The organism is Pseudomonas sp. FW305-E2 (assembly GCF_058782925.1).
In genome coordinates, this window is sequence record NZ_JBYSYE010000037.1 from 30,962 (window position 1) to 55,048 (window position 24,087).

Below are 24,087 nucleotides of genomic sequence, written 5' to 3' on the forward strand. Positions count from 1 at the left end.
AAGGCCGCTCCCACAAAGAAGCGGACCGCGTTGACCTGAAGAGGATCTGCATCATGCACCAATGGATCAACGCCCTCGCCGACCACCAGTCCCGTGGCGAAGCGTGCGTGCTGGTGACCATCATCGAGGAACGCGGCTCGACCCCGCGCAATGCCGGCTCGAAGATGGTGGTCAGCGCCAGCGGTCTGTTCGACACCATCGGCGGCGGCCACCTGGAATACAAGGCGCTGCACATCGCCCGGCAAATGCTCGAAGCGCAGCGCACCACGCCGCACCTTGAGCGCTTCAGCCTCGGCGCCAGCCTGGGCCAGTGCTGCGGCGGCGTGACCGTGCTGCTGTTCGAACCCATGGCCGCCGTGCAGGCTCAGATCGCCGTGTTCGGCGCGGGCCATGTCGGCAGGGCTCTGGTACCCTTGCTCGCCGCGCTCCCCTGCCGGGTGCGCTGGATCGACTCGCGTGAACAGGAATTCCCCGAGCTCATCCCCAACGGGGTGACCAAGGTGGTCAGTGAAGAGCCGGTCGACGAAGTCGCAGACCTGCCGCCCGGCAGCTACTGCATCGTCATGACCCACAACCACCAGCTCGACCTGGAACTGACCGCCGCCATTCTCAAGCGCAACGATTTCACCTGGTTCGGCCTGATCGGCTCGAAGACCAAACGGGTCAAGTTCGAGCACCGCCTGCGCGAGCGAGGCTTCGACGAGGCCGTCATGGCACGCATGCGCTGCCCGATGGGCCTGGCCGAGGTCAAGGGCAAGCTGCCCATCGAGATCGCCGTGTCTATCGCCGGTGAAATCATTGCCACTTACAACGCCTGCTTCGGCCAGCACGACGCTGCCGCCAATGCCGGCCCCATTGCCCAATTGCTGCCGCCCTCCCGCCGCAGCCAAGCCATTTGACGAGTGTGTTATGACCGTTACCCGCAAAGCCTACCGTGCCGCCATCCTGCACAGCATTGCCGACCCGGCCGAGGTGGGCCTGGAGGCTTCCCATGAATACTACGAAGACGGCCTGCTGGTGGTCGACGATGGCCGCATCAGCGCCGTTGGGCACGCCAGTGAACTGCTGCCGACGCTGGATGCCGGCATCCCGGTCGAGCACTACCAGGACGCGCTGATCACCCCGGGCTTCATCGATACCCACATCCACTTCCCGCAGACCGGCATGATCGGCTCGTACGGCGAGCAGTTGCTGGACTGGCTGAACACCTACACTTTCCCATGCGAAAAGCAGTTCGCCGACAAAGGCCACGCCGACCAGGTGGCGAAAATCTTCCTCAAGGAACTGCTGCGCAACGGCACCACCACTGCGCTGGTATTCGGCAGCGTGCACCCGGAATCGGTCAACGCCCTGTTCGAAGAGGCCGAGCGCCTGGACCTGCGCCTGATCGCCGGCAAAGTGATGATGGATCGCAACGCGCCGGACTACCTGACCGACACCGCCGAATCGGGCTATGCCGAAAGCAAGGCACTGATCGAGCGCTGGCATGGCAAGGGCCGCCTGCATTATGCCGTTACCCCGCGGTTCGCCCCAACCAGCACGCCGGAACAATTGACCCTGGCCGGCCAATTGCTCAAGGAGCACCCGGGCGTGTACATGCACACGCACCTGTCGGAAAACCTCAAGGAAATCGACTGGGTCAAGTCGCTGTTCCCCGAGCAGAAGGGTTACCTGGACGTCTACGACCACTTCGAGCTGCTGGGCGAGCGCTCGGTGTTTGCCCACGGCGTGCACCTGTGCGACGACGAGTGCCAGCGCCTGGCAGAAACCGGCTCGGCCGTGGCCTTCTGCCCCACCTCCAACCTGTTCCTCGGCAGCGGCCTGTTCAACCTGCCCCAGGCCGAGCGGTTCAAGGTCAACGTGGGCCTGGGTACCGACGTTGGCGCCGGCACCAGCTTCTCTCTGCTCAACACCCTGAACGAGGCATACAAGGTGATGCAGCTGCAAGGCGCGCGCCTGCACCCGTACAAATCGCTGTACCTGGCCACCCTCGGCGGCGCCCGCGCACTGCGCCTGGACGACCGTATCGGTAGCCTGCGCCCAGGCAACGATGCCGACTTCGTGGTGCTGGACTACAAGGCCACACCACTGCTGGACTACCGCATCCAGCAGTCCAACAGCATCGAAGAAACCTTGTTCGTGCTCACCACCCTGGGCGATGACCGTACCGTGCGTGAAACCTACGCCGCCGGGCGCTGCGTGCACCAGCGCTAAGGTTCTTTCGCCAGGCCCCGATACAGCGCGCCGCCGATTGCAGCACCGATCAGCGGCGCCACCCAGAACAGCCACAGCTGCTGCAGGGCCCAGCCACCGACGAACAAGGCCGGCCCCGTGCTACGCGCGGGGTTGACCGAGGTATTGGTCACCGGGATCGAGATCAGGTGGATCAGGGTTAGGGCCAGGCCGATGGCGATCGGTGCAAAACCTGCCGGTGCGCGGGCGTCGGTCGCCCCCATGATGACCACCAGGAACATCGCCGTCATCACCACTTCACTGACAAAACCCGCACCCAGCGTATAGCCACCGGGCGAATGGTCGGCGTAGCCGTTTGAAGCCAACCCCGAAGACAGCTCGAACCCGGCCTTGCCGCTGGCGATGAGGTAGATCACCCCGGCCGCCAGGATGGCACCGATCACCTGGGCGATCACATAAGGCAGCAGCTCTTTGGCCGGGAAGCGCCCGCCGACCACCAGCCCGAACGACACGGCAGGGTTTAGATGGCAACCCGAGATATGGCCGATGGCAAAGGCCATGGTCAGTACGGTGAGGCCGAAGGCGAAGGCGACACCGAGCACACCGATGCCGACGGGGGAACTGGCTGCGAGTACCGCACTGCCACAGCCACCAAGGACCAGCCAGAAGGTGCCGATCAGTTCGGCACCCATGCGTTTACCGAGGGACATGCTCATGAATCCATTCCTCAAGAAGTTGAACGCAGCGAATGCGCAAGCCCAACTGCTTGATGAAGGTTTGCTCACAAGAATTTAGCAGACCTTTGGGTTATGGCCAGTTGTGGCTAGGGGCTGATTTGCAGCCCCTCGATCACACCGGCAAACGTTCAACCCTTGACGGAAACCTTGGGCTTTTTCAGCAAATGCGAGAACACCGCATGCAAATCGTCCGAGGCGCTCTCCTCGTCCAGGTTCAGCTTGCTGTCGATGTGGTCCATGTGATGCATCATCAGGCTCACGGCCTGCTCGGCATCGCGCGCCTCGATGGCATCGATGAGCTGCATGTGCTCATCGTAAGAGCAGTGCGAGCGGTTGCCGCTTTCGTACTGGGCAATGATCAGCGAAGTCTGCGATACCAGGCTGCGCTGGAAACTTACCAGCGGTGCATTGCCCGCCGCTTCGGCCAGCTTGAGGTGGAACTCACCGGACAGGCGAATGCCGGCACCCCGGTCACCGCGCGAAAAGCTGTCGCGCTCCTCACGCACCATCTGCCGCAGCTCGTTGAGCTGATCGGGGGTGGCATGCTGCACCGCCAGCTCGGTGATGGCGCGTTCGACCATGCGCCGTGAGAAGAACACCTGGCGCGCCTCTTCTACAGTCGGGCTGGCCACCACCGCGCCGCGGTTCGGCCGCAGCAGCACCACGCTTTCGTGGGCCAGGCGCGACAAGGCGCGGCGGATGATGGTGCGGCTGACGCCAAAGATCTCGCCCAGCGCTTCCTCGCTCAACTTGGTGCCCGGAGCCAGACGCTGCTCGAGGATCGCCTCGAAAATATGCGCGTAGACGATGTCGTCCTGGGTACCGCTGCGGCCGGCCTTGCCGACTCGTGCAGGTTTTTTCAGAGGTTGCAGCTGTTCGTTCATGGGCTCTCGAGGCACGAAGAGAAAGTATGGCGCCATTGTACACAGGCTGAGGCGATTCCGCAGGGGGCGTTTTACCTATATAGCCGTTGTACGACGCATTGCGCATACAAAACATAAAACATTATTTGCTTTATTTGTACACAAAAGCATAATCCATCGAGCAACTTCTTGACCCATGAGTCAACAAAAAGGTCAGACGTCTGCCTTCCCTCGCGGAGCCGCCAAGTGCATTGCGCAGGAAACTGGCTCCATAACAACAAGAAAGACTTGAGGAGTACCCGCTGTGGAAAGCCGCAAATCCGAAGCCCCTACGCTGGATCTCGCCCCGCCGCTCGAAACGAGCTGGCTGGAGCGGATTTTCAAACTCAAGCAACACGGCAGCACTGTCAAAACCGAAATGATCGCTGGGGTGACCACCTTCATCACCATGGCCTACATCATCTTCGTCAACCCCAACATCATGGCCGACGCCGGCATCGACCATGGTGCCGCTTTTGTCGCCACCTGCATCGCCGCCGCGCTGGGCTGCCTGCTGATGGGCCTGTACGCCAACTGGCCGGTGGGCCTGGCGCCGGGCATGGGGCTCAATGCTTTCTTTACCTACACCGTGGTCGGCACCATGGGCTACAACTGGGAAACGGCGCTGGGGGCGGTATTCGTTTCCGGCGTGTTGTTCATGTTCCTGACCTTGTCGAAAGTGCGCGAATGGCTGCTCAACAGCATCCCGGTCAGCCTGCGCCATGCCATGGGGGCCGGCGTCGGATTGTTTCTCGGGCTGATCGGCCTTAAGACCGCAGGCATCATCGTCGACAGCCCCGCCACCCTGATCAAGCTGGGCTCGTTGCATGAGCCGGGGCCGCTGCTGGCGGCCGTGTGCTTCCTGCTGATCGCCATCCTGAGCTACAAGCGGGTATTCGGCGCGATCCTGATCAGCATCATTGGTGTCACCCTGGCGGGCTGGGGCCTGGGCCTGGTCAAGTTTGGCGGGGTGATGTCGATGCCCCCAAGCCTGGCACCGACCTGGATGGCCATGGACGTGGCTGGCGTGTTCAATGTCAGCATGATCAGCGTGGTGCTGGCGTTCCTGTTCGTGCACATGTTCGACACTGCCGGCACGCTGATGGGGGTTGCCCAGCGAGCGAACCTGGTAGCGCCGGACGGGCGTATCGAAGGCCTGTCACGCGCCTTGAAGGCCGACAGTGCTTCCAGCGTATTCGGTGCTGTGGTCGGCGTGCCCCCAGTGACCAGTTATGTGGAGAGTGCCGCAGGTGTCGCCGCAGGTGGCCGTACCGGTTTGACGGCGGTGGTGGTCGGCTTGCTGTTCGTCGCAGCGATGTTCTTCGCCCCGCTGGCGGGGATGATCCCGGCCTACGCGACAGCAGGCGCGCTGATCTACGTGGCAATGCTGATGATGGGCAGCATGGCGCACATCCATTGGGACGAAGCCACCGACAGCATTCCGGCGATTGTCACGGTCATCATGATGCCGCTGACCTTCTCCGTTGCCGATGGTATCGCGCTGGGTTTCATCACCTACGTCGCGTTGAAGGCAGGTACCGGCAAGTACAAGGAAATCTCGGCCAGCCTGTGGGTACTGTGCGCAATCTTCATTGCCAAGTTCGTGTTCCTCTGAGCAAGGGCGCTTGGCTTTAGATTTCCAGTGTTTTCGAAATCGAGCGCCGCACGCGCGGCGCATCGCGAGCAAGGTCGCTCCTACGCTTGTTCCGGCCCATTAATGCCTGCGAGGGACGCGCGAACGCCTTGTTGGGACGCCACGATATGGCGCCCTTGCTCAACATTTGAAAGGCCTGCGCGGTCGCCCGTAGGAGCGGGTTTACCCGCGAAAGGGCCGGGCCTGCCGGCCAATCTCCATCCGCCGCTCAGCGTTGCCGCCACCACCGTATTCGCGGGTAAACCCGCTCCTACAACGGGGGTGAACAGTTGGATACAGGCCGCCGTAGGAGCGGGTTCACCCGCGAAAGGGCCGGGCCTGCTGGCCAATCTCCACCCGCCGTTCACCGTTGCCGCCGCTACCGTATTCGCGGGTAAACCCGCTCCTACACCTGATCTGGGGTGGACACACATCGGTGATTGGGCGCAGGCCGCCGTAGGAGCGGGTTCACCCGCGAAGAGGCCGGCACAGGCCACACAAAAACAGCAGACGAAAAAAAGCCCGCCAGTGTGAGAGCGGGCCAAAGGACCTACGAAGATTCTTCTAGCGACCAACTAGCTTCCACGATAGGTCGAATAGCTGTACGGCGAAATCAGCAGCGGCACATGGTAATGCTCCTGCGACTCGTCGATGCCAAAGCGCAGCACGACAACATCCAGAAACGCCTGGGCCGGCAATTGCACGCCACGGGCGCGGTAGTAATCCCCAGCGCTGAACTGCAACTGGTAAACGCCAGTGCGGTAATCGTCCCCCTGCAACAGCGGCGCGTCGACGCGGCCATCGCTGTTGGTCAGGGCGGTGTTCACCAGCTCCAGCTGCTGGCCTTCGACGCGGTACAGCTCGACCTTGATCGAGCTACCCGGGCAGCCATGCGCGGCATCCAGTACGTGTGTGGTCAAACGTCCCATTGCGTGTCGCCTCTTGTTCAATCTGTGGGCAAAAAATACTCAGCCATCGCACCAGCTTAGCGCCTGCGGCAGGCGGGAATGACGTTATTAAGACATTCCAGCCAAGGATTGTACACAATTTTTTGATCCCCTCTGTCACACCCTCCCTTTGCTGCCCATAAACGACCCATCGGTCGCAAATACACGCACCATAACGATGCCAACCTCATTAGCTGACCAAACAGGCAGGTTTCTTGCACTGTATTTCCAGGTCGCTGTCAGGCGACAAAATGGAAGAAATGCGGAAAAACAGGCTTACAAAAGATTTCAGAAGTTGTATACAATCAGCCCATCCGGTGGTGCGACATACCGACGCGGCCCGCCCACCCCCCGCACTAACGCACAAGAAGGAAGACTGCAGTGAGCGCTGATTACCCTCGCGACCTGATCGGTTACGGCAACAACCCTCCTCACCCGCAATGGCCGGGTAACGCCCGCATCGCGCTGTCTTTCGTCCTCAATTACGAGGAAGGTGGCGAACGCAACATCCTGCACGGTGACAAGGAATCCGAAGCCTTCCTGTCCGAGATGGTCGCTGCCCAACCCCTGCAGGGCCAGCGCAACATGAGCATGGAGTCGCTGTATGAATACGGCAGCCGTGCCGGTGTATGGCGCCTGCTGAAGCTGTTCAAGGACAGCGGCGTGCCACTCACCATCTTCGCCGTGGCCATGGCCGCCCAGCGCCACCCCGACGTGATCCGCGCCATGGTCGAAGCCGGCCACGAGATCTGCAGCCACGGCTACCGCTGGATCGACTACCAGAACATGGATGAGGCCCAGGAGCGCGAGCACATGCTCGAAGCCATCCGTATCCTCACCGAACTCACCGGCGAGCGCCCGCTGGGCTGGTACACCGGCCGTACCGGCCCGAACACCCGCCGCCTGGTGATGGAGGAAGGTGGCTTCCTCTATGACAGCGACACCTACGACGACGACCTGCCCTACTGGGAGCCGAACAACCCCACCGGCAAGCCGCACCTGGTGATCCCCTACACCCTGGACACCAACGACATGCGCTTCACCCAGGTACAGGGCTTCAACTGCGGCGAGCAGTTCTTCCAGTACCTGAAAGACGCCTTTGATGTGCTGTACGCCGAAGGCGCCGAAGCACCGAAAATGCTTTCCATCGGCCTGCACTGCCGCCTGGTCGGCCGCCCGGCACGTCTGGCTGCACTGAAGCGCTTCGTCGATTACGCAAAAAGTCATGACCAGGTCTGGTTCGCCCGTCGCGTGGATATCGCCCGCCACTGGCACGCCACCCACCCGTACAAGAAAGAGAACGCCTGATGACCGCCTTCAATACCCTCAAACCCTCCACCCTGGACCGCGACGCCTTCGTCAAGGCCTTCGCCGACATCTACGAGCACTCGCCGTGGGTTGCCGAAAAAGCCTATGACCTGGGCCAACTGGGCGAGCTGGACGAGATCGAGGCGCTGCACCAGCGCATGAGCGACATCCTGCTCAGCGCCAACCACGCTGACCAGCTGGCGCTGATCAATGCTCACCCGGACCTGGCAGGCAAGGCCGCCATCCAGGGCGAGCTGACCGAATCGAGCACCAACGAACAGGCCGGTGCCGGTATCCACCAGTGCACCGCCGAAGAGTTCGCCCGGTTCACCGAACTGAACGATGCCTATAAAGCCAAGTTTCAGTTCCCGTTCATCATGGCGGTGAAGGGCAGTAACCGGCACCAGATTCTCGCCGCCTTTGAAAAACGCATCCACAACGATGCCGATGCCGAATTCAAGGAAGCCCTGGCGCAGATCAACCTGATCGCCCTGTTCCGCCTGCTGCAGCTGTAAGCAACAGCCGAACCTTATTCAGAAAACGAACAATAGAAGAGATAACCGCATGCGCACCCTGATGATCGAGCCCTTGACCAAAGAAGCCTTCGCCCAGTTCGGAGACGTGATCGAAACCGACGGCAGCGACCACTTCATGATCAACAACGGCTCGACCATGCGCTTTCACAAGCTCGCCACGGTCGAAACCGCCGAGCCTGAAGACAAGGCGATCATCAGCATCTTCCGCGCCGACGCGCAGGACATGCCGCTGACCGTGCGCATGCTGGAACGCCATCCGCTGGGCAGCCAGGCTTTTATCCCGCTGCTCGGCAACCCCTTTCTGATCGTGGTCGCGCCCGTTGGCGATGCACCTGTATCAGGCTTGGTCCGAGCCTTCCGCAGTAATGGCAGGCAGGGCGTTAATTACCATCGCGGCGTCTGGCACCACCCGGTGCTGACGATCGAAAAGCGGGATGATTTCCTGGTGGTTGATCGCAGTGGTTCTGGCAACAACTGCGATGAGCATTACTTCACCGAGGAACAGATGCTGATCCTCAATCCCCACCAATAAGAAAAGGTCAGTCATCTTCTCGGTGACTGGCAGAGGTACATACTGTGGAAGCACACCTTCACGAATGGCTGAACCTGAGCATTCGCTGGGTTCACATGATCACCGGCGTCGCCTGGATCGGTGCATCGTTCTACTTCGTCTGGCTGGAGAACCACCTGAACCGAAGCAACCCGCGCGATGGGTTGTCGGGTGATCTCTGGGCGATTCACGGCGGTGGTATCTACCACCTGGAGAAATACAAGCTCGCCCCCCCGAAAATGCCCGAGAACCTGCACTGGTTCAAATGGGAAGCCTACTTCACCTGGATGTCCGGTATCGCCCTGCTGTGCGTGGTGTTCTACTGGAACCCGACCCTGTACCTGCTGGCACCTGGCAGCACCCTGAGCGGTGCCGAAGGCGTGGCCATCGGTATCGGCTCGCTGATCGCGGGCTGGTTCATCTACGACTTCCTGTGCGACTCGCCCTTGGGCAAGAAGCCAGCGCTGCTCGGTGGTGTGCTGTTCGTGCTGATCATCGCTGCCTGCTGGGGCTTCAGCCTGGTGTTCAGCGGCCGTGGTGCCTACCTGCATACCGGCGCGATCATTGGCACCATCATGGTCGGTAACGTGTTCCGCATCATCATGCCGGCCCAACGCCAGCTGGTGGCGGCGATCGAGAACAACCAGACGCCCGACCCGGTACTGCCGGCCAAGGGCCTGCTGCGCTCGCGTCACAACAACTACTTCACCCTGCCGGTGCTGTTCATCATGATCAGCAACCATTTCCCGAGCACCTACGGTAGCCAGTACAACTGGCTGATCCTGGCCGGTATCGCAGTAGCCGCGGTGCTGATCCGCCACTACTTCAACACCCGCCACGACAGCAACAAGTACGCCTGGACCCTGCCCGTCGGCGCCTTGGCGATGATCTGCCTGGCCTACGTTACCGGCCCGAAACCGATGGCCGTAAGCCCTGAGCAAGCCGCAACGAAGATCGAGTACCAACCGCTGCCGGCAACTGCCGTAGGCGGCAAGACCGCTGCCGAGCAGCGTGCCGAGGACGCCGCCAAGGCTGCCGAAGCACCCGCCGCACCTGCGCAGGCACCGGCCCAGGCCGCTGCCCAGGCCGGAGGTGGCGACTTCGACAAGATCCACAATGTCATCCAGGAACGCTGCACTGTGTGCCACTCGTCCAAGCCGACCAGCCCACTGTTCAGCGCCGCTCCTGCCGGCGTGATGTTCGACACTCCGCAGCAGATCCAGGCCCAGGCCGCGCGCATTCAGGCGCAAGCGGTTGCCAGCCAGATCATGCCGCTGGGCAACATTACCCAGATGACCACCGAAGAGCGCAAGCTCGTCGGCGACTGGATCGCCAAAGGCGCCCAGGTCAACTGACAGCACCTCGCCAGGCAACCCGCCCCCAAGGGAATCACCTTCCCCTGTAGGAGCGGGCTTGCCCGCGAAGAGGCCGGAAGCCCCGGCCTCAAGCTCCATGTGTTACGCAACAAGCAAGCATCGAGCGCGCAGGCATGAGGCCTGCCGCTTGGATCCGAGAATAAAAACAAAACTCGAGGTGCTGCATGTCCGAGTCACGCAAGGCGTATATCCCCATTGCGCCGCCGCGAGAACCCTTGCCCCTGTTCCAACTGTTCCTGGTTGGCCTGCAACACGTTCTGCTGATGTACGGTGGCGCGATCGCCGTGCCGTTGATCATCGGCCAGGCCGCCGGTTTGTCCCGTGAAGAAGTCGCTTTCCTGATCAACGCCGACCTGCTGGTCGCTGGCGTCGCTACCATCATCCAGTCGTTCGGTATCGGCCCGGTGGGCATCCGCATGCCGGTGATGATGGGTGCCAGTTTCGCTGCCGTCGGCAGCATGGTGGCCATGGCCGGCATGCCCGGCGTGGGCCTGCAGGGGATCTTCGGCGCGACCATCGCTGCCGGGTTCTTCGGCATGCTGATCGCGCCGTTCATGTCCAAGGTTGTCCGCTTCTTTCCCCCACTGGTCACCGGTACGGTGATCACCTCGATTGGCCTGTCGCTGTTCCCGGTGGCCGTCAACTGGGCCGGTGGCGGCCAAGACGCTCAAACGTTCGGGTCGCCGATCTACCTGCTGGTGGCCGGCCTGGTACTGGCCGTGATCCTGCTGATCAACCGCTTCATGCGCGGTTTCTGGGTCAACGTGTCGGTACTGGTGGGCATGGGCCTTGGCTACATCCTGGCCGGCTCCATCGGCATGGTCGACCTGTCGGGTCTGAATGAAGCACCGTGGTTGCAGGTGGTCACCCCGCTGCACTTTGGCATGCCGACCTTCAGCCTGGCGCCGATCCTGTCCATGTGCCTGGTAGTGGTGATCATCTTCGTCGAGTCCACCGGCATGTTCCTGGCCCTGGGCAAGGTGACCGATCGCGAAGTCACCCCTGGCATGCTGCGTCGCGGCCTGCTGTGCGATGCCGGTGCGTCGTTCATTGCGGGCTTCTTCAACACCTTCACCCACTCCTCGTTCGCCCAAAACATCGGCCTGGTGCAGATGACCGGGGTGCGCTGCCGCTATGTCACCATCGTGGCCGGTGCACTGCTGATCCTGCTCAGCCTGCTGCCCAAGGCGGCCTTCCTGATTGCCTCGATCCCGCCCGCAGTACTGGGCGGCGCGTCCATCGCCATGTTCGGCATGGTCACCGCCACCGGGATCAAGATTCTTCAGGAGGCGGACATCGGCGACCGCCGCAACCAGCTGTTGGTTGCCGTGAGCGTCGGCTTCGGGTTGATCCCCGTGGTGCGTCCGGAGTTCTTTGCCCAGATGCCACAGTGGATGGAACCCATCACCCACAGCGGTATCGCCATGGCCACGGTCTGTGCCCTGGTGTTGAACGTTCTGTTCAACATCCTTGGCGGTGCCGACCGCGCAATGCACAACGACGTCTGTCACCAGCATTGAGCCAAAAGGGGCGGTGCATGACCGCCCCTCATTTACCTCTGCAGTAACCGCTACGCCGTCGACCCGCCGGAATGGGTCGCCCGGGGCGCCTGCGCGCCAAAAAAACCGCCAACAAAAACAATAAGTCCGGGAATCACAACATGAAGCGCATCACCACGTCCCTGTTGTTGGGCAGCAGCCTGCTGGCCACCCTACCCTCGCACGCAGGCGAATGGCTGCAGTGGCACGGCGAAAGCCTGACCTACCTGTACGGCAAGGACTTCAAGGTCAACCCTGATATCCAGCAGACCATCACCTTCGAGCACGCCAACAAATGGAAGTACGGCGACACCTTCATGTTCGTCGACAAGATCTTCTACAACGGCAAGGCCGACCCCGGCAAAGGTGTGACCACCTACTACGGCGAGTTCAGCCCACGCCTGTCATTGGGCAAGATCTTCGACCGCAAGCTTGCCTTCGGTCCGATCAAGGATGTGCTGCTGGCCATGACCTACGAGCGCGGTGAAGGCGACAACGAGGCCTACCTGATCGGCCCCGGCTTTGACTTGAACATCCCCGGCTTCAACTATTTCACCCTCAATTTCTACGTGCGCAACACCGAAGGCAGCCGCCCCGGTGACAACGTCTGGCAGATTACCCCTGGCTGGTCGTACACCCTCCCTGTCGGCCGGTCAGACATTCTGATCGACGGTTACATGGACTGGGTTACCGACAACGACCAGACCCGCCGTGGCACCTATCACGCCAACCTGCACTTCAACCCGCAGGTCAAATACGACCTGGGCAAGGCGCTGAACCTGGGCGCCAAGCAGCTCTACGTCGGCTTTGAATACAGCTACTGGAAAGACAAGTACGGCATTGACAGCCGCGGCAACCTGGACAGCAACCAGAGCGTGGCCAGTGCGCTGATCAAGGTGCACTTCTAGGAAGTTGACCAAACGCACAAGTTTGAATCACCCCGCTCCAGGACGGAGCACTTGAGGCGCGGCGCGCAAGCCAGTAATCTGCGCGCCCCCTCGATCAGGGCAGAACGGATTCTGCCTGCGTTTACTGACCGCTCAGTCAATGAATACGGGCGGTTGGCCAACGTGTTGCCAGCCTGAAAGACCCTTTTCATCCGTTCAGAACGAAGTCGAGCAGGAAGGTTTTGCCAACCCGGAAAAGTTGGCTCGACCCTTGCCAAACAGCTGTGGCCTATCGAAAAAAGCTGACTCAAAAGACAAAAAAGCGCCGGCAACGAGCGCTGACAACAGATCAATCAAGGGAGCGACACTCGCAATGCGTACCATCAACAGCCTGATCCTCGCCGGCGGCCTGCTGGCCTGCGGCACCACCTTCGGCGGCGACCTGCTGCAATGGCAGAACAACAGCCTGACCTACCTGTGGGGCAAGAACTTCAAGGTCAACCCGGCGATTCAGCAAACCGTCACCTTTGAGCACGCCGATGGCTGGAAGTACGGCGACAACTTCATTTTCGTCGACAAGATCTTCTACCAGGGCCAGAAAGACGCCGGCAACGGCCCGAACACCTACTACGGTGAGATCAGCCCACGCCTGTCGTTCGGCAAGATTTTCGACCAGAAGATCGAGTTTGGCCCGGTCAAGGACGTGCTGCTGGCGATGACCTACGAGTTTGGCGAGGGTGACACCGAGTCTTACCTGATCGGTCCGGGCTTCGACCTGGCCATCCCGGGCTTCGACTACTTCCAGCTGAACTTCTACAACCGCACCACCGACGGCAGCCGCGCGGGCGACAACGTGTGGCAGATCACCCCGGTGTGGTCGTACACCATTCCGGTCGGTGACTCCGACGTGCTGATCGACGGCTTCATGGACTGGGTGGTGGACAACGACGAGAACCGCCGCGGCACCTACCAGGCCAACCTGCACTTCAACCCGCAGATCAAGTACGACCTGGGCAAGGCATTGCACCTGGGTGAGAAACAGCTGTATGTGGGTGTGGAGTATGACTACTGGAAAAACAAGTACGGCATCAAGGACAGCGATGCCTTCACTACCGACCAGAACACCATGAGCTTCTTGGTCAAGGTTCACTTCTGACCTGAGTTAGCGGGGCCGCTTTGCGGCCCATTCGCGGGTAAACCCGCTCCTACAGGGGACGCGCCGGGTTCAAGGCAAACGCGGTACCTGGTAGGAGCGGGTTCACCCGCGAACCGGGGCAAAGCCCCGGCAAAGCGCCTCAATTGGCCGGCCGAACCGCCCGCCACAATTTCCCCGCAACGCTTACCACCGCCAGCACCACAGCACCTGCGAGGACTCCGACCCCGCCGTTGAGCAACGCGCCGGTCAACGCCCCGCCACGCCCTTCGCTGAACGCCTCGATGGCATGATGCAGCGGCTCGATGCCATGCACCAGGATCCCACCGCCCACCAGAAACATCGCCGCAGTACCAATCACCGACAGGCTTTTCATCATGTACGGCGCCGCCCGCAGGATGCCGTTACCCACTGCCTGAGTCAGCCTGGAGGTTTTGCGGGCCATCCACAGCCCAAGGTCGTCAAGCTTGACGATCCCGCCTACCAACCCATACACACCAATGGTCATGACCACCGCAATGCCCGACAGCACGATGATCTGCTGGGTCAGCGGCGAGTCAGCCACGATACCCAAGGTAATGGCGATGATTTCCGCCGACAGGATGAAGTCGGTACGCACCGCCCCCTTGATCTTGGCTTTTTCAAAAGCCACCAGGTCAACACTGGCATCGGCAACAGCCTCCTTGCGCGCCGCGTGCTGTGCCTCATCCTCTTCCTTGCTGTGCAAGAACTTGTGCGCCAGCTTCTCGAAACCCTCGAAGCACAGGAACGCGCCACCCAACATCAACAACGGCGTAACCGCCCAGGGTATGAACGCACTGATCAGCAACGCGGCCGGTACCAGGATCGCCTTGTTGACGAACGACCCCTTGGCCACCGCCCAGACGACCGGAAGTTCGCGATCGGCGCGCACGCCGGTGACCTGCTGGGCATTCAGCGCCAGGTCATCACCCAGCACGCCTGCGGTTTTTTTTGCCGCCACCTTGGTCATCAGAGAGACGTCGTCCAGCAGCGTGGCGATATCGTCGATCAGTACCAGTAGACTGCTTCCTGCCATGTTTGCTTGTATCCAAATAAGTCAATGTGCCGGATTCTAGCCCAAAGCCGCTGCCTTGAGCGCCCGTCGAGGCCGGTGCTACCATGCCCGATCCCCCTTAGAGGTGGCCAGACACGAGGAAGATCCCTGACCATGAGCACCATTCGCGAGCGCAACAAGGAATTGATCCTGCGCGCGGCCAGCGAGGAATTCGCCGACAAGGGCTTCGCCGCCACCAAGACCAGCGATATCGCGGCCAAGGCCGGCCTGCCCAAGCCGAACGTGTACTACTACTTCAAGTCCAAGGACAACCTTTACCGCGAGGTCCTGGAAAGCATCATTGCGCCGATCATGCAGGCATCCACGCCGTTCAATGCAGACGGCGACCCGAAGGAAGTGCTGAGTGCGTACATTCGTTCGAAAATTCGCATTTCGCGTGACCTGCCCCATGCGTCCAAGGTGTTCGCCAGCGAGATCATGCATGGCGCGCCGCACCTGTCACCGAACCAGGTAGAGCAGTTGAACGAGCAGGCCCGGCACAACATCGAGTGCATCCAGCGCTGGATCGACCGCGGGCAGATCGCCCATGTGGACGCGCATCACCTGATGTTCAGCATCTGGGCGGCGACCCAGACCTATGCGGACTTCGACTGGCAGATTTCTGCGGTGACCGGCAAGGCCAAGCTGGCCGACAGTGATTATGACGCGGCGGCCGAAACCATTATTCGTATGGTCTTGAAAGGTTGTGAGCCTGAGGCAGCCTGAACCATCCCGAAGGGCCATTCGCGGGCAAGCCCGCTCCCACAGGATCACCACTTGCCTGAAGGTTGTGGAGTCCCTGTAGGAGCGGGCTTGCCCGCGAATGGGCCAGAACAGGCAATAGAGATTTAGGCCGCTACCCCGGCATCTGCCCGCAACCCCACCTCCTCGATCGCACTGATCGCACACTGCTCGTCGATATCCGACGTATCGCCGCTGATCCCCACGGCACCCAGCACCTTGCCGTCCTGATCACGAATCAGCACCCCACCCGGCGCCGGCACCACCGGCCGCTCACCCATCCCGTTCAACGCGGCAAAAAAAGCCGGCCGCTGCTGCGCATCCAGCGCCAGCAAGCGCGACCCCTTGCCCAGGGCAATCGCCCCCCAGGCTTTGCCAGTGGCCACTTCAGGACGAATCAAGCTCGCGCCATCCTCGCGCTGCAGCGCCAGCAGGTGCCCGCCGGCATCCAGCACCGCCACGGTCAGTGGCGCGGCATTGATCTTGCGGCCCGCCACCAGCGCGGCATTCACCAGGCTGACGGCGATTTTCAGGTTCAGAACGTTCATGGAAAGGTCCTCTTCTTGTTGTGAGAAGCCCGGAGGGCAGTTGAAAACCGATCGAACAAATAGAACACAACGAGAGATATTTTTGTATACAATATTTTGAAACGATCGTATGCGATGACGCAAACCCTCGTTTTCACGGGCGCTCTGACGAATGCCAGCTTAGTCGATGAAAACCCATTGACCTGAGCCGCCAGGCGTGAATACACTCTGTCGCAAAGCAAGTTGTATACAATTACAAAATCGATGAGGCACAAACCATGAGCAAAATGAGAGCAATCGATGCAGCCGTTCTGGTCATGCGCCGTGAAGGTGTAGATACCGCGTTCGGCATCCCGGGGGCTGCCATCAACCCGTTGTATTCGGCCCTGAAGAAAGTCGGTGGCATCGATCACGTCCTCGCTCGTCACGTCGAAGGTGCCTCGCACATGGCCGAGGGCTACACCCGCGCCAACCCGGGCAACATCGGTGTGTGCATCGGCACTTCCGGCCCTGCCGGCACCGACATGGTCACCGGCCTGTACAGTGCCTCGGCCGACTCCATCCCGATTCTGTGCATCACTGGCCAGGCGCCACGTGCCCGTCTGCACAAGGAAGACTTCCAGGCTGTCGACATCACTAACATCGTCAAGCCGGTGACCAAGTGGGCGACCACCGTTCTGGAGCCAGGCCAGGTGCCTTACGCCTTCCAGAAGGCCTTCTATGAAATGCGTACCGGCCGCCCAGGCCCGGTGCTGATCGACCTGCCGTTCGACGTGCAGATGGCCGAAATCGAATTCGACATCGACGCCTACGAACCACTGGCAGTCAACAAGCCATCCGCCACCCGCGTACAGGCCGAGAAAGCCCTGGCCCTGCTCAATGACGCCGAGCGCCCACTGCTGGTAGCCGGTGGCGGCATCATCAACGCCGATGCCAGCGACAAGCTGGTCGAATTCGCCGAACTGACCGGCGTACCCGTGATCCCGACCCTGATGGGCTGGGGCACCATCCCGGACGACCACGCCCAGATGGTCGGCATGGTCGGCCTGCAGACCTCGCACCGCTATGGCAACGCAACCCTGCTGAAGTCCGACCTGGTATTCGGTATCGGTAACCGCTGGGCCAACCGCCACACCGGCTCGGTCGATGTCTACACCGAAGGCCGCAAGTTCGTGCACGTGGACATCGAGCCGACCCAGATCGGCCGTGTGTTCACCCCGGACCTGGGTATCGTTTCCGACGCGGGCAAGGCGCTGGACGTGTTCCTCGAAGTGGCTCGTGAGTGGAAAGCCGCCGGCAAGCTGAAGTGCCGCAAGGCCTGGCTGGAAGAGTGCCAGGAGCGCAAGTCGAGCCTGCAGCGCAAGACCCACTTCGACAACGTGCCGGTCAAGCCGCAGCGCGTCTACGAAGAAATGAACCAGGTATTCGGCAAAGACACCTGCTACGTCAGCACCATCGGCCTGTCGCAGATTGCCGGCGCGCAGTTCCTGCATGTGTACAAGCCTCGCCACTGGATCAACTGCGGCCAGGCCGGCCCGCTGGGCTGGACCATCCCTGCTGCGCTGGGCGTGGTCAAAGCCGATCCGAAGCGCAAGGTTGTGGCGCTGTCGGGTGACTACGACTTCCAGTTCATGATCGAAGAACTGGCGGTGGGTGCACAGTTCAACCTGCCGTACGTGCACGTGTTGGTCAACAACGCCTACCTGGGCCTGATCCGCCAGGCGCAGCGTGGCTTCGACATGGATTACTGTGTACAACTGGCGTTCGAGAACATCAACTCGACCGACGCTGCCACCTACGGTGTCGACCACGTCGCTGTGGTCGAAGGCCTGGGTTGCAAGGCCATCCGTGTGTTCGAGCCAGCAGAAATCGCCCCTGCCCTGATCAAGGCACAGAAGATGGCCGAAGAGTTCCGCGTGCCGGTGGTGGTTGAAGTGATTCTCGAGCGTGTGACCAACATTTCCATGGGCACCGAGATCAACGCGGTCAACGAGTTCGAAGACCTGGCCCTGGTCGGCAACGACGCGCCAACCGCCATCTCGCTGCTGGACTGATCGCCTGACGCCCCCAGGCACGCCCTGGGGGCCTTCATCGCAAGGAGACAACTCATGCCTCGCTTCGCTGCCAACCTGTCCATGCTGTTCACCGAACAGGACTTCCTGGCCCGCTTCAAGGCTGCCGCCGATGCTGGTTTCAGCGGCGTCGAATACCTGTTCCCGTACGACTTCAGCGCTGCCGACATCAAGCAGCAGCTGGAAGCCAACGGCCTGACCCAGGTGCTGTTCAACCTGCCGGCCGGCGACTGGGCCAAAGGTGAGCGCGGTATCACCTGCCACCCTGACCGCGTCGAGGAATTCCGCGCGGGTGTCGACAAGGCCATCGAATACGCCAAGGTGCTGGGCAACACCCAGGTCAACGCCCTGGCCGGCATCCGCCCACAAGGCCCGGACTGCGCCACCGTGCGCAAGACCTTCGTCGAGAACCTGCGCTACGCCGCTGACAAGCTCAAGGGCGCCGGTATTCGCCTGGTCATGGAAATGATCAACACCCGCGACATTCCAGGCTTCTACCTGAACACCACCCAGCAGGCCCTGGAAATCCAGGCCGAGGTGGGCAGCGACAACCTGTTCCTGCAATACGACATCTACCACATGCAGATCATGGAAGGTGACCTGGCTCGCACCATGGAAGCCAACCTGAAACTGATCAACCACATCCAGCTGGCCGACAACCCCGGCCGCAATGAACCAGGCACCGGCGAAATCAACTACCGCTTCCTGTTCGAGCACCTGGACCGCATTGGTTACCAGGGCTGGGTGGGCGCGGAGTACAAGCCCAAGACCACCACCGAAGCGGGCCTGGGCTGGCTGAAAACCCACAACGCAATCTGAGGAACAACTCGGGACCCTGTGGGAGCGGGCTCGCCCGCGAACACCGGCAAAGCCGGTGCCATCCACCGAGTTGTCTGCTTCGCGGGCGAGCCCGCTCCCACAGGGGGCCAAAGCTTGCTTGAGATATCACAATTACAAAGAGGTAATTTCTCATGGCTAAAATCGGTTTCATCGGCACCGGCATCATGGGCAAGCCCATGGCTCAGAACCTGCAAAAAGCAGGTCACAGCATCTTCGTTTCCACCCACCACGACGCTGCGCCAGCCGACCTGATCGCCGCCGGTGCAGTGGCCCTGGCCAACCCGAAAGAAGTTGCCCAGGAAGCCGAATTCATCATCGTCATGGTTCCCGACACTCCGCAGGTCGAAAGCGTCCTGTTCGGTGAAAACGGCGTGGCCGAAGGCGTGGGCCCGAACAAGGTGGTGATCGACATGAGCTCGATCTCCCCCACCGCGACCAAAGCCTTCGCCGAGAAGATCAAGGCCACCGGCGCCGCCTACCTGGACGCCCCGGTGTCCGGTGGTGAAGTCGGCGCCAAAGCCGCGACCCTGAGCATCATGGTCGGCGGCTGCCCGAAAGCCTTCGAGCGCACCCTGCCGCTGTTCGAAGCCATGGGCAAGAACATCACCCGCGTCGGTGGCAACGGTGACGGCCAGACCGCCAAGGTCGCCAACCAAATCATTGTCGCCCTGAACATCCAGGCCGTGGCCGAAGCCCTGCTGTTCGCCGCCAAGAACGGCGCCGACCCTGCCAAGGTGCGTGAAGCACTGATGGGCGGCTTTGCTTCGTCGAAAATCCTCGAAGTGCACGCCGAGCGCATGATCAAGGGCACCTTCGACCCAGGCTTCCGCATCAACCTGCACCAGAAGGACCTGAACCTGGCCCTGCAAGGCGCCAAGGAACTGGGCATCAACCTGCCCAACACCTCCAATGCCCAGCAAGTGTTCAACACCTGCCAGGCCCTGGGCGGCGGCAACTGGGACCACTCGGCGCTGATCAAAGGCCTGGAGCACATGGCCAACTTCTCGATCCGCGACGACAAATAAGACGTTTTTAGCCTTCACTGGCCTCTTCGCGGGTAAACCCGCTCCTACCAAAGACCGCACAATCGCTCAGAGCTGTGCATGTAGGAGCGGGGCTTGTCCGCGAAGAAGCCAACGCCGTTGAACCTGCGACCACAGGCCCAATGGTGGCATCGAGCAACACCCGCCCCTGGTTCGGCCTGCACGGAGGCAGTTCCAGGGGCGTTTTTGATTCTGCAGAACAACAATAATTGGGAGCCTGCCATGTCGGTCGATCCGCAAAAACTTCTCCGCGAACTGTTCGACACAGCCATCGCCGCCGCCCACCCCCGTCAAGTCCTCGAACCCTACCTGCCCGCCGATCGCAGCGGCCGGGTTATCGTCATCGGCGCCGGCAAGGCCGCAGCCGCCATGGCCGAAGTGGTCGAGAAAAGCTGGCAGGGCGAAGTCTCCGGCCTGGTCGTGACCCGTTACGGCCACGGCGCCAACTGCCAGAAGATCGAGGTGGTCGAAGCCGCCCACCCGGTCCCGGACGCTGCCGGCCTGGCGGTGGCCAAGCGCGTGCTGGAACTGGTCAGCAACCTCAACGAAGAAGACCGCGTCATCTTCCTGCTGTCTGGCGGTGGCTCGGCGCTGCTGGCCCTGCCTGCCGAAGGCCTGACCCTGGCCGACAAGCAGCAGATCAACAAGGCACTGCTGAAATCCGGCGCCACCATCGGCGAGATGAACTGCGTGCGCAAGCACCTCTCGGCGATCAAGGGCGGGCGCCTGGCCAAGGCCTGCTGGCCGGCCACGGTCTACACCTATGCCATTTCCGATGTACCGGGCGACCTCGCCACGGTCATCGCTTCCGGCCCCACCGTGGCCGACCCGAGCACCTCGGCCGACGCCCTGGCCATCCTCAAACGCTACAACATCGAAGCGCCCAAAGCGGTCATCGACTGGCTGAACAACCCGGCCTCGGAAACCGTCAAGGCCGATGACCCGGCCCTGGCCCGCAGCCACTTCCAGTTGATCGCCAAACCCCAGCAGTCGCTCGAGGCCGCCGCGGTCAAAGCCCGTCAGGCCGGTTTCAGCCCGCTGATCCTCGGCGACCTTGAAGGTGAATCGCGCGAAGTGGCCAAGGTGCATGCCGGTATCGCCCGGCAAATCGTTCAGCACGGCCAGCCGCTCAAAGCACCCTGCGTGATCCTGTCGGGTGGCGAAACCACCGTGACCGTGCGCGGCAATGGCCGTGGCGGGCGCAACGCCGAGTTCCTGCTCAGCCTCACCGAAAGCCTGAAAGGCCTGCCGGGCGTGTACGCCCTGGCCGGTGACACCGACGGCATCGATGGCTCGGAAGAAAACGCCGGCGCCTTGATGACCCCAACCAGCTACGACCGCGCCGAAGCATTGGGCCTGTCGGCCAGCGACGAGCTGGACAACAACAACGGCTACGGCTACTTCGCCGCGCTGGATGCGCTGATCGTCACCGAACCGACTCGCACCAACGTCAACGACTTCCGCGCCATCCTGATCCTCGAGACTGCCCAATCATGACGCCTGATAAAAAAGTTAAGATCCTCGCCACCCTTGGCCCTGCGATCAACGGCATCGACGATATCCGCCAGCTGGTCGAAGCCGGGGTGAACATCTTTCGCCTCAACTTCAGCCATGGCGAGCATGCCGACCACGCCCTGCGCTACCAGTGGATCCGCGAAGTCGAGCAGCAACTGAACTACCCGCTGGGCATCCTCATGGACCTGCAAGGGCCGAAGCTGCGCGTTGGCCGCTTCGCCGAAGGCAAAGTGCAGTTGCAACGCGGGCAGGCCCTGCGCCTGGACCTGGACAAAACCCCGGGCGACAGCCGCCGGGTCAACCTGCCGCACCCCGAAATCATCGCCGCCCTCGAGCCCGGCATGGACCTGCTGCTGGACGACGGCAAACTGCGCCTGCGCGTGACCGCCAAGCACAGCGACGCGATTGACACCGAGGTGCTGAACGGTGGCGAGCTTTCCGACCGTAAGGGCGTCAACGTACCGCAAGCGGTGCTCGACCTCTCCCCGCTCACCGAAAAAGACCGCCGCGACCTGGCCTTTGGCCTGGAGCTGGGTGTGGACTGGGTCGCCCTGTCGTTCGTGCAGCGCCCTGAAGACATCGTCGAAGCGCGCCAGCTGATTGGCGACCGCGCCTACCTGATGGCCAAGATCGAGAAACCATCGGCCGTCGAGCAACTGCAAGCCATCGCCGAGCTGGCAGACGCGATCATGGTGGCCCGTGGTGACCTGGGCGTGGAAGTACCGGCCGAGAGCGTGCCGCAGATCCAGAAGCGCATCATCGGCACCTGCCGCCAGCTGGGCAAACCCGTGGTGGTGGCCACGCAGATGCTCGAGTCGATGCGTTTCTCGCCAGCGCCAACCCGTGCCGAAGTCACCGACGTGGCCAACGCGGTGGCCGAAGGTGCCGATGCAGTGATGCTGTCGGCCGAAACCGCCTCGGGTGATTACCCGCTGGAAGCCGTGCAGATGATGAGCAAGATCATCCGCCAGGTTGAGAACGGCCCGGACTACCAGGCCCAGCTCGACGTCGGCCGGCCAAAGGCCGAGGCCACCGTGTCGGACGCCATCAGCTGCGCGATCCGCCGCATCAGCGGCATCCTGCCAGTGGCGGTGCTGGTCAACTACAGCGAGTCGGGTGCCTCGACCCTGCGCGCGGCACGTGAACGGCCACGGGCACCGATCCTCAACCTGACGCCGAACCTGAACACCGCGCGCCGCCTGAGCGTGGCTTGGGGTGTGCATTCGGTGGTCAACGACCGCCTGCGTCAGGTCGACGAGGTGGTTTCCACCGCCCTGGAGATTGCCCAGGCGCAAGGCATGGCCAGCCGTGGCGACACGCTGCTGATCACCGCTGGCGTGCCTTTCGGCAAGCCGGGTACGACTAACACACTGCGGATCGAGACTTTGATCTGAGATTGCCGGGGGCGCGTTGCGCCCCTTTCGCGACACAAGGCCGCCCACAGGGCCACGCTGGCACAAGGGAATGCGATCCCTGTGGGAGCGGCCTCGTGTCGCGATTGGAGGGCAAAGCCCTCCCTGAATACCGCTTTACCCGACCGCGGAAAACCGAGGCCCAAAGAGGCCCACCGCTCCCCCATCAACCTCACTGACTGCCCCATGTACACCAAAAATTTCGTCAACCCGTGCCCCGACTGGGCCACGGCGTTACTCAACGGCTTCAGCCAAGTGCTGCTGCTGCGCAACCCCCTGTGCGGCCTGTGCTGCCTGCTGGCTATCCTGCTGACCGCACCCAACCTGGTCGGCGGCGCCCTGCTTGGCGCCCTGGCCGGCCTGCTCACCGCCCAGGCACGCGGCTATGACCGTGCCGACCGCCAGGCCGGGCTGTACTGCTACAACGGTGTGCTGATCGGCATCCTGATCAGCGCCGTGCTGCCCTGGTCGGTCATATTGCCCCCCCTGGTCATCGCCGCCGGCGGCCTGTCCAGCATCATCACCCACCAGTGGCGCAAGCGCGGCGGCAAGTTGCTGGTCGCCTACACCGCGCCATTCGTGCTGCTGGGCTGGGGCACACTGCTAGTCGTCAGCCCCTCACCCAGCGGCTTCGTCGAAGCTGACCCGCTGTACGCGCTGGCCCGCGGCGTGGGCCAGATCTTCCTGCTCGACCAGCCCTTGGCCGGGTTGCTGATCATCGTGGGCATGTTCATCGCCAACCCCTATGCGGCGCTGTGGGCGGTGATCGGCTCGGCCATTGGCGGCGGGGTGGCGTTGCTCGCCGACCAGGCACAGGGAGCGTGGCTGGGTTTGTATGGCTTCAATGGCGCACTGGCGGCACTGGCCTTCAGCAGGCAAGGTGAAAAACCTTGGGTGACGCTGCTGGCGATAGCGTTGGCCCTGCTGTTGCAACCGCTGTTCAAGCTGCTGCCAGTGCCTGGCCTGACCGCCCCCTTCGTTGCCGCCTGCTGGCTGATGCACTTGGGCAGTCACCTGGCGCAACCCAGGCAGCGCAACGCCAGCCGCTTGCACGGCTGATACGCAACCCCTAGGCTCAGCCCATCGCTTTTGTGGAACGAGC

22 protein-coding genes are annotated in these 24,087 nt (G+C 62.0%); 17 read left to right on the plus strand and 5 right to left on the minus strand.

What is annotated here, in order from left to right; all coding sequences use genetic code 11:
- Positions 1-53 precede the first annotated feature (53 nt).
- Complete coding sequence (xdhC, locus tag AC3WLP_RS21855; RefSeq protein ID WP_003254321.1) at positions 54-899, plus strand: xanthine dehydrogenase accessory protein XdhC; 846 nt, start codon at positions 54-56, stop codon at positions 897-899.
- Positions 900-909: 10 nt separating this feature from the next.
- The gene (guaD, locus tag AC3WLP_RS21860) at positions 910-2,214 is read left to right on the plus strand and encodes a guanine deaminase (protein ID WP_088513761.1); all 1,305 of its coding nucleotides are present in this window, start codon (positions 910-912) and stop codon (positions 2,212-2,214) included.
- On the opposite strand, the gene aqpZ is transcribed toward guaD, so the two are convergent.
- Both aqpZ and AC3WLP_RS21870 read right to left on the minus strand, forming a co-directional pair.
- A complete protein-coding gene (gene aqpZ, locus AC3WLP_RS21865) occupies positions 2,211-2,909 on the minus strand; it encodes an aquaporin Z (protein WP_012051680.1) in 699 nt (232 codons plus the stop codon). The two genes, guaD and aqpZ, sit on opposite strands and share 4 nt — an antisense overlap.
- Positions 2,910-3,058: 149 nt before the next feature.
- Entirely contained in the window at positions 3,059-3,814 is a 756-nt protein-coding gene (locus AC3WLP_RS21870; RefSeq protein WP_004577063.1) for a GntR family transcriptional regulator, read from the minus strand.
- A 283-nt stretch (positions 3,815-4,097) separates the two neighbouring features.
- Here AC3WLP_RS21870 and AC3WLP_RS21875 point away from each other — a divergent pair, with 283 nt between their 5' ends.
- On the plus strand, positions 4,098-5,447 hold the full coding sequence (locus AC3WLP_RS21875) for an NCS2 family permease (RefSeq protein ID WP_004577064.1): 1,350 nt from the start codon (positions 4,098-4,100) through the stop codon (positions 5,445-5,447).
- A 593-nt stretch (positions 5,448-6,040) separates the two neighbouring features.
- Here AC3WLP_RS21875 and uraH read toward each other — a convergent pair.
- Positions 6,041-6,394 carry a hydroxyisourate hydrolase gene (gene uraH, locus AC3WLP_RS21880; RefSeq protein ID WP_003254328.1) on the minus strand — a complete coding sequence of 118 codons (354 nt, stop codon included), beginning with the start codon at positions 6,392-6,394 and terminating at the stop codon, positions 6,041-6,043.
- Positions 6,395-6,793: 399 nt separating this feature from the next.
- On the opposite strand from uraH, the gene puuE reads away from it, so the two are divergent.
- The 7 genes from puuE (at position 6,794) to AC3WLP_RS21915 (ending at position 13,763) form a co-directional block, all read left to right on the plus strand.
- On the plus strand, positions 6,794-7,720 hold the full coding sequence (puuE, locus tag AC3WLP_RS21885; RefSeq protein ID WP_012051678.1) for an allantoinase PuuE: 927 nt from the start codon (positions 6,794-6,796) through the stop codon (positions 7,718-7,720).
- On the plus strand, positions 7,720-8,235 hold the full coding sequence (gene uraD / locus AC3WLP_RS21890; RefSeq protein WP_010955031.1) for a 2-oxo-4-hydroxy-4-carboxy-5-ureidoimidazoline decarboxylase: 516 nt from the start codon (positions 7,720-7,722) through the stop codon (positions 8,233-8,235). Before puuE ends, uraD begins: the two co-directional genes overlap by 1 nt.
- Before the next feature lie 49 nt (positions 8,236-8,284).
- Positions 8,285-8,788, plus strand: a complete 504-nt coding sequence (locus AC3WLP_RS21895; RefSeq protein WP_003254333.1) for an ureidoglycolate lyase — start codon at positions 8,285-8,287, stop codon at positions 8,786-8,788.
- Between the two features lie 44 nt (positions 8,789-8,832).
- Positions 8,833-10,161: a urate hydroxylase PuuD gene (locus tag AC3WLP_RS21900; RefSeq protein WP_088513763.1), complete on the plus strand. Its 1,329-nt coding sequence runs from the start codon at positions 8,833-8,835 to the stop codon at positions 10,159-10,161.
- A gap of 185 nt (positions 10,162-10,346) precedes the next feature.
- Positions 10,347-11,702, plus strand: a complete 1,356-nt coding sequence (locus AC3WLP_RS21905) for a nucleobase:cation symporter-2 family protein (protein ID WP_003254336.1) — start codon at positions 10,347-10,349, stop codon at positions 11,700-11,702.
- A 140-nt stretch (positions 11,703-11,842) separates the two neighbouring features.
- Positions 11,843-12,628, plus strand: a complete 786-nt coding sequence (locus tag AC3WLP_RS21910; RefSeq protein ID WP_003254337.1) for an outer membrane protein OmpK — start codon at positions 11,843-11,845, stop codon at positions 12,626-12,628.
- Between the two features lie 352 nt (positions 12,629-12,980).
- Positions 12,981-13,763, plus strand: coding sequence for an outer membrane protein OmpK (locus AC3WLP_RS21915; protein WP_012051676.1), 783 nt, complete (start codon positions 12,981-12,983; stop codon positions 13,761-13,763).
- Between the two features lie 139 nt (positions 13,764-13,902).
- Here the strand turns inward: AC3WLP_RS21915 and AC3WLP_RS21920 are convergent, their stop codons facing one another.
- Positions 13,903-14,817 (minus strand): DUF808 domain-containing protein, encoded by a 915-nt coding sequence (locus AC3WLP_RS21920; protein WP_088513764.1) that lies wholly within the window; start codon positions 14,815-14,817, stop codon positions 13,903-13,905.
- Between the two features lie 132 nt (positions 14,818-14,949).
- Between AC3WLP_RS21920 and AC3WLP_RS21925 the strand changes: the two genes are divergently transcribed.
- Positions 14,950-15,561, plus strand: a complete 612-nt coding sequence (locus tag AC3WLP_RS21925; protein WP_010955036.1) for a TetR/AcrR family transcriptional regulator — start codon at positions 14,950-14,952, stop codon at positions 15,559-15,561.
- Between the two features lie 122 nt (positions 15,562-15,683).
- Here the strand turns inward: AC3WLP_RS21925 and AC3WLP_RS21930 are convergent, their stop codons facing one another.
- Positions 15,684-16,124, minus strand: coding sequence for a GlcG/HbpS family heme-binding protein (locus AC3WLP_RS21930; RefSeq protein ID WP_012051674.1), 441 nt, complete (start codon positions 16,122-16,124; stop codon positions 15,684-15,686).
- A 257-nt stretch (positions 16,125-16,381) separates the two neighbouring features.
- Here AC3WLP_RS21930 and gcl point away from each other — a divergent pair, with 257 nt between their 5' ends.
- The 6 genes from gcl to AC3WLP_RS21960 all read left to right on the plus strand — a co-directional run bounded on the left by gcl (position 16,382) and on the right by AC3WLP_RS21960 (position 24,044).
- Complete coding sequence (gcl, locus tag AC3WLP_RS21935; protein ID WP_003254345.1) at positions 16,382-18,157, plus strand: glyoxylate carboligase; 1,776 nt, start codon at positions 16,382-16,384, stop codon at positions 18,155-18,157.
- A 54-nt stretch (positions 18,158-18,211) separates the two neighbouring features.
- Positions 18,212-18,994, plus strand: coding sequence for a hydroxypyruvate isomerase (gene hyi / locus AC3WLP_RS21940; RefSeq protein ID WP_012051673.1), 783 nt, complete (start codon positions 18,212-18,214; stop codon positions 18,992-18,994).
- Between the two features lie 152 nt (positions 18,995-19,146).
- Positions 19,147-20,040, plus strand: a complete 894-nt coding sequence (locus tag AC3WLP_RS21945) for a 2-hydroxy-3-oxopropionate reductase (RefSeq protein ID WP_003254347.1) — start codon at positions 19,147-19,149, stop codon at positions 20,038-20,040.
- A gap of 240 nt (positions 20,041-20,280) precedes the next feature.
- Positions 20,281-21,555 (plus strand): glycerate kinase type-2 family protein, encoded by a 1,275-nt coding sequence (locus tag AC3WLP_RS21950; RefSeq protein WP_014590193.1) that lies wholly within the window; start codon positions 20,281-20,283, stop codon positions 21,553-21,555.
- Positions 21,552-22,967 (plus strand): pyruvate kinase, encoded by a 1,416-nt coding sequence (gene pyk / locus AC3WLP_RS21955; RefSeq protein WP_003254349.1) that lies wholly within the window; start codon positions 21,552-21,554, stop codon positions 22,965-22,967. Before AC3WLP_RS21950 ends, pyk begins: the two co-directional genes overlap by 4 nt.
- Before the next feature lie 204 nt (positions 22,968-23,171).
- Positions 23,172-24,044 carry an urea transporter gene (locus tag AC3WLP_RS21960; RefSeq protein ID WP_088513765.1) on the plus strand — a complete coding sequence of 291 codons (873 nt, stop codon included), beginning with the start codon at positions 23,172-23,174 and terminating at the stop codon, positions 24,042-24,044.
- Positions 24,045-24,087 lie beyond the last annotated feature (43 nt).

Excerpts from the sequence above, each read along its gene's own strand:
- xdhC (WP_003254321.1), top strand. The coding sequence starts at position 54 with ATGCACCAATGGATCAACGCCCTCGCCGACCACCAGTCCCGTGGCGAA.
- guaD (WP_088513761.1), top strand. The coding sequence starts at position 910 with ATGACCGTTACCCGCAAAGCCTACCGTGCCGCCATCCTGCACAGCATT.
- aqpZ (WP_012051680.1), bottom strand. The coding sequence starts at position 2,909 with ATGAGCATGTCCCTCGGTAAACGCATGGGTGCCGAACTGATCGGCACC.
- AC3WLP_RS21870 (WP_004577063.1), bottom strand. The coding sequence starts at position 3,814 with ATGAACGAACAGCTGCAACCTCTGAAAAAACCTGCACGAGTCGGCAAG.
- uraH (WP_003254328.1), bottom strand. The coding sequence starts at position 6,394 with ATGGGACGTTTGACCACACACGTACTGGATGCCGCGCATGGCTGCCCG.
- uraD (WP_010955031.1), top strand. The coding sequence starts at position 7,720 with ATGACCGCCTTCAATACCCTCAAACCCTCCACCCTGGACCGCGACGCC.
- AC3WLP_RS21895 (WP_003254333.1), top strand. The coding sequence starts at position 8,285 with ATGCGCACCCTGATGATCGAGCCCTTGACCAAAGAAGCCTTCGCCCAG.
- AC3WLP_RS21905 (WP_003254336.1), top strand. The coding sequence starts at position 10,347 with ATGTCCGAGTCACGCAAGGCGTATATCCCCATTGCGCCGCCGCGAGAA.
- AC3WLP_RS21910 (WP_003254337.1), top strand. The coding sequence starts at position 11,843 with ATGAAGCGCATCACCACGTCCCTGTTGTTGGGCAGCAGCCTGCTGGCC.
- AC3WLP_RS21915 (WP_012051676.1), top strand. The coding sequence starts at position 12,981 with ATGCGTACCATCAACAGCCTGATCCTCGCCGGCGGCCTGCTGGCCTGC.
- AC3WLP_RS21920 (WP_088513764.1), bottom strand. The coding sequence starts at position 14,817 with ATGGCAGGAAGCAGTCTACTGGTACTGATCGACGATATCGCCACGCTG.
- AC3WLP_RS21925 (WP_010955036.1), top strand. The coding sequence starts at position 14,950 with ATGAGCACCATTCGCGAGCGCAACAAGGAATTGATCCTGCGCGCGGCC.
- AC3WLP_RS21930 (WP_012051674.1), bottom strand. The coding sequence starts at position 16,124 with ATGAACGTTCTGAACCTGAAAATCGCCGTCAGCCTGGTGAATGCCGCG.
- gcl (WP_003254345.1), top strand. The coding sequence starts at position 16,382 with ATGAGCAAAATGAGAGCAATCGATGCAGCCGTTCTGGTCATGCGCCGT.
- hyi (WP_012051673.1), top strand. The coding sequence starts at position 18,212 with ATGCCTCGCTTCGCTGCCAACCTGTCCATGCTGTTCACCGAACAGGAC.
- AC3WLP_RS21945 (WP_003254347.1), top strand. The coding sequence starts at position 19,147 with ATGGCTAAAATCGGTTTCATCGGCACCGGCATCATGGGCAAGCCCATG.
- AC3WLP_RS21950 (WP_014590193.1), top strand. The coding sequence starts at position 20,281 with ATGTCGGTCGATCCGCAAAAACTTCTCCGCGAACTGTTCGACACAGCC.
- pyk (WP_003254349.1), top strand. The coding sequence starts at position 21,552 with ATGACGCCTGATAAAAAAGTTAAGATCCTCGCCACCCTTGGCCCTGCG.
- AC3WLP_RS21960 (WP_088513765.1), top strand. The coding sequence starts at position 23,172 with ATGTACACCAAAAATTTCGTCAACCCGTGCCCCGACTGGGCCACGGCG.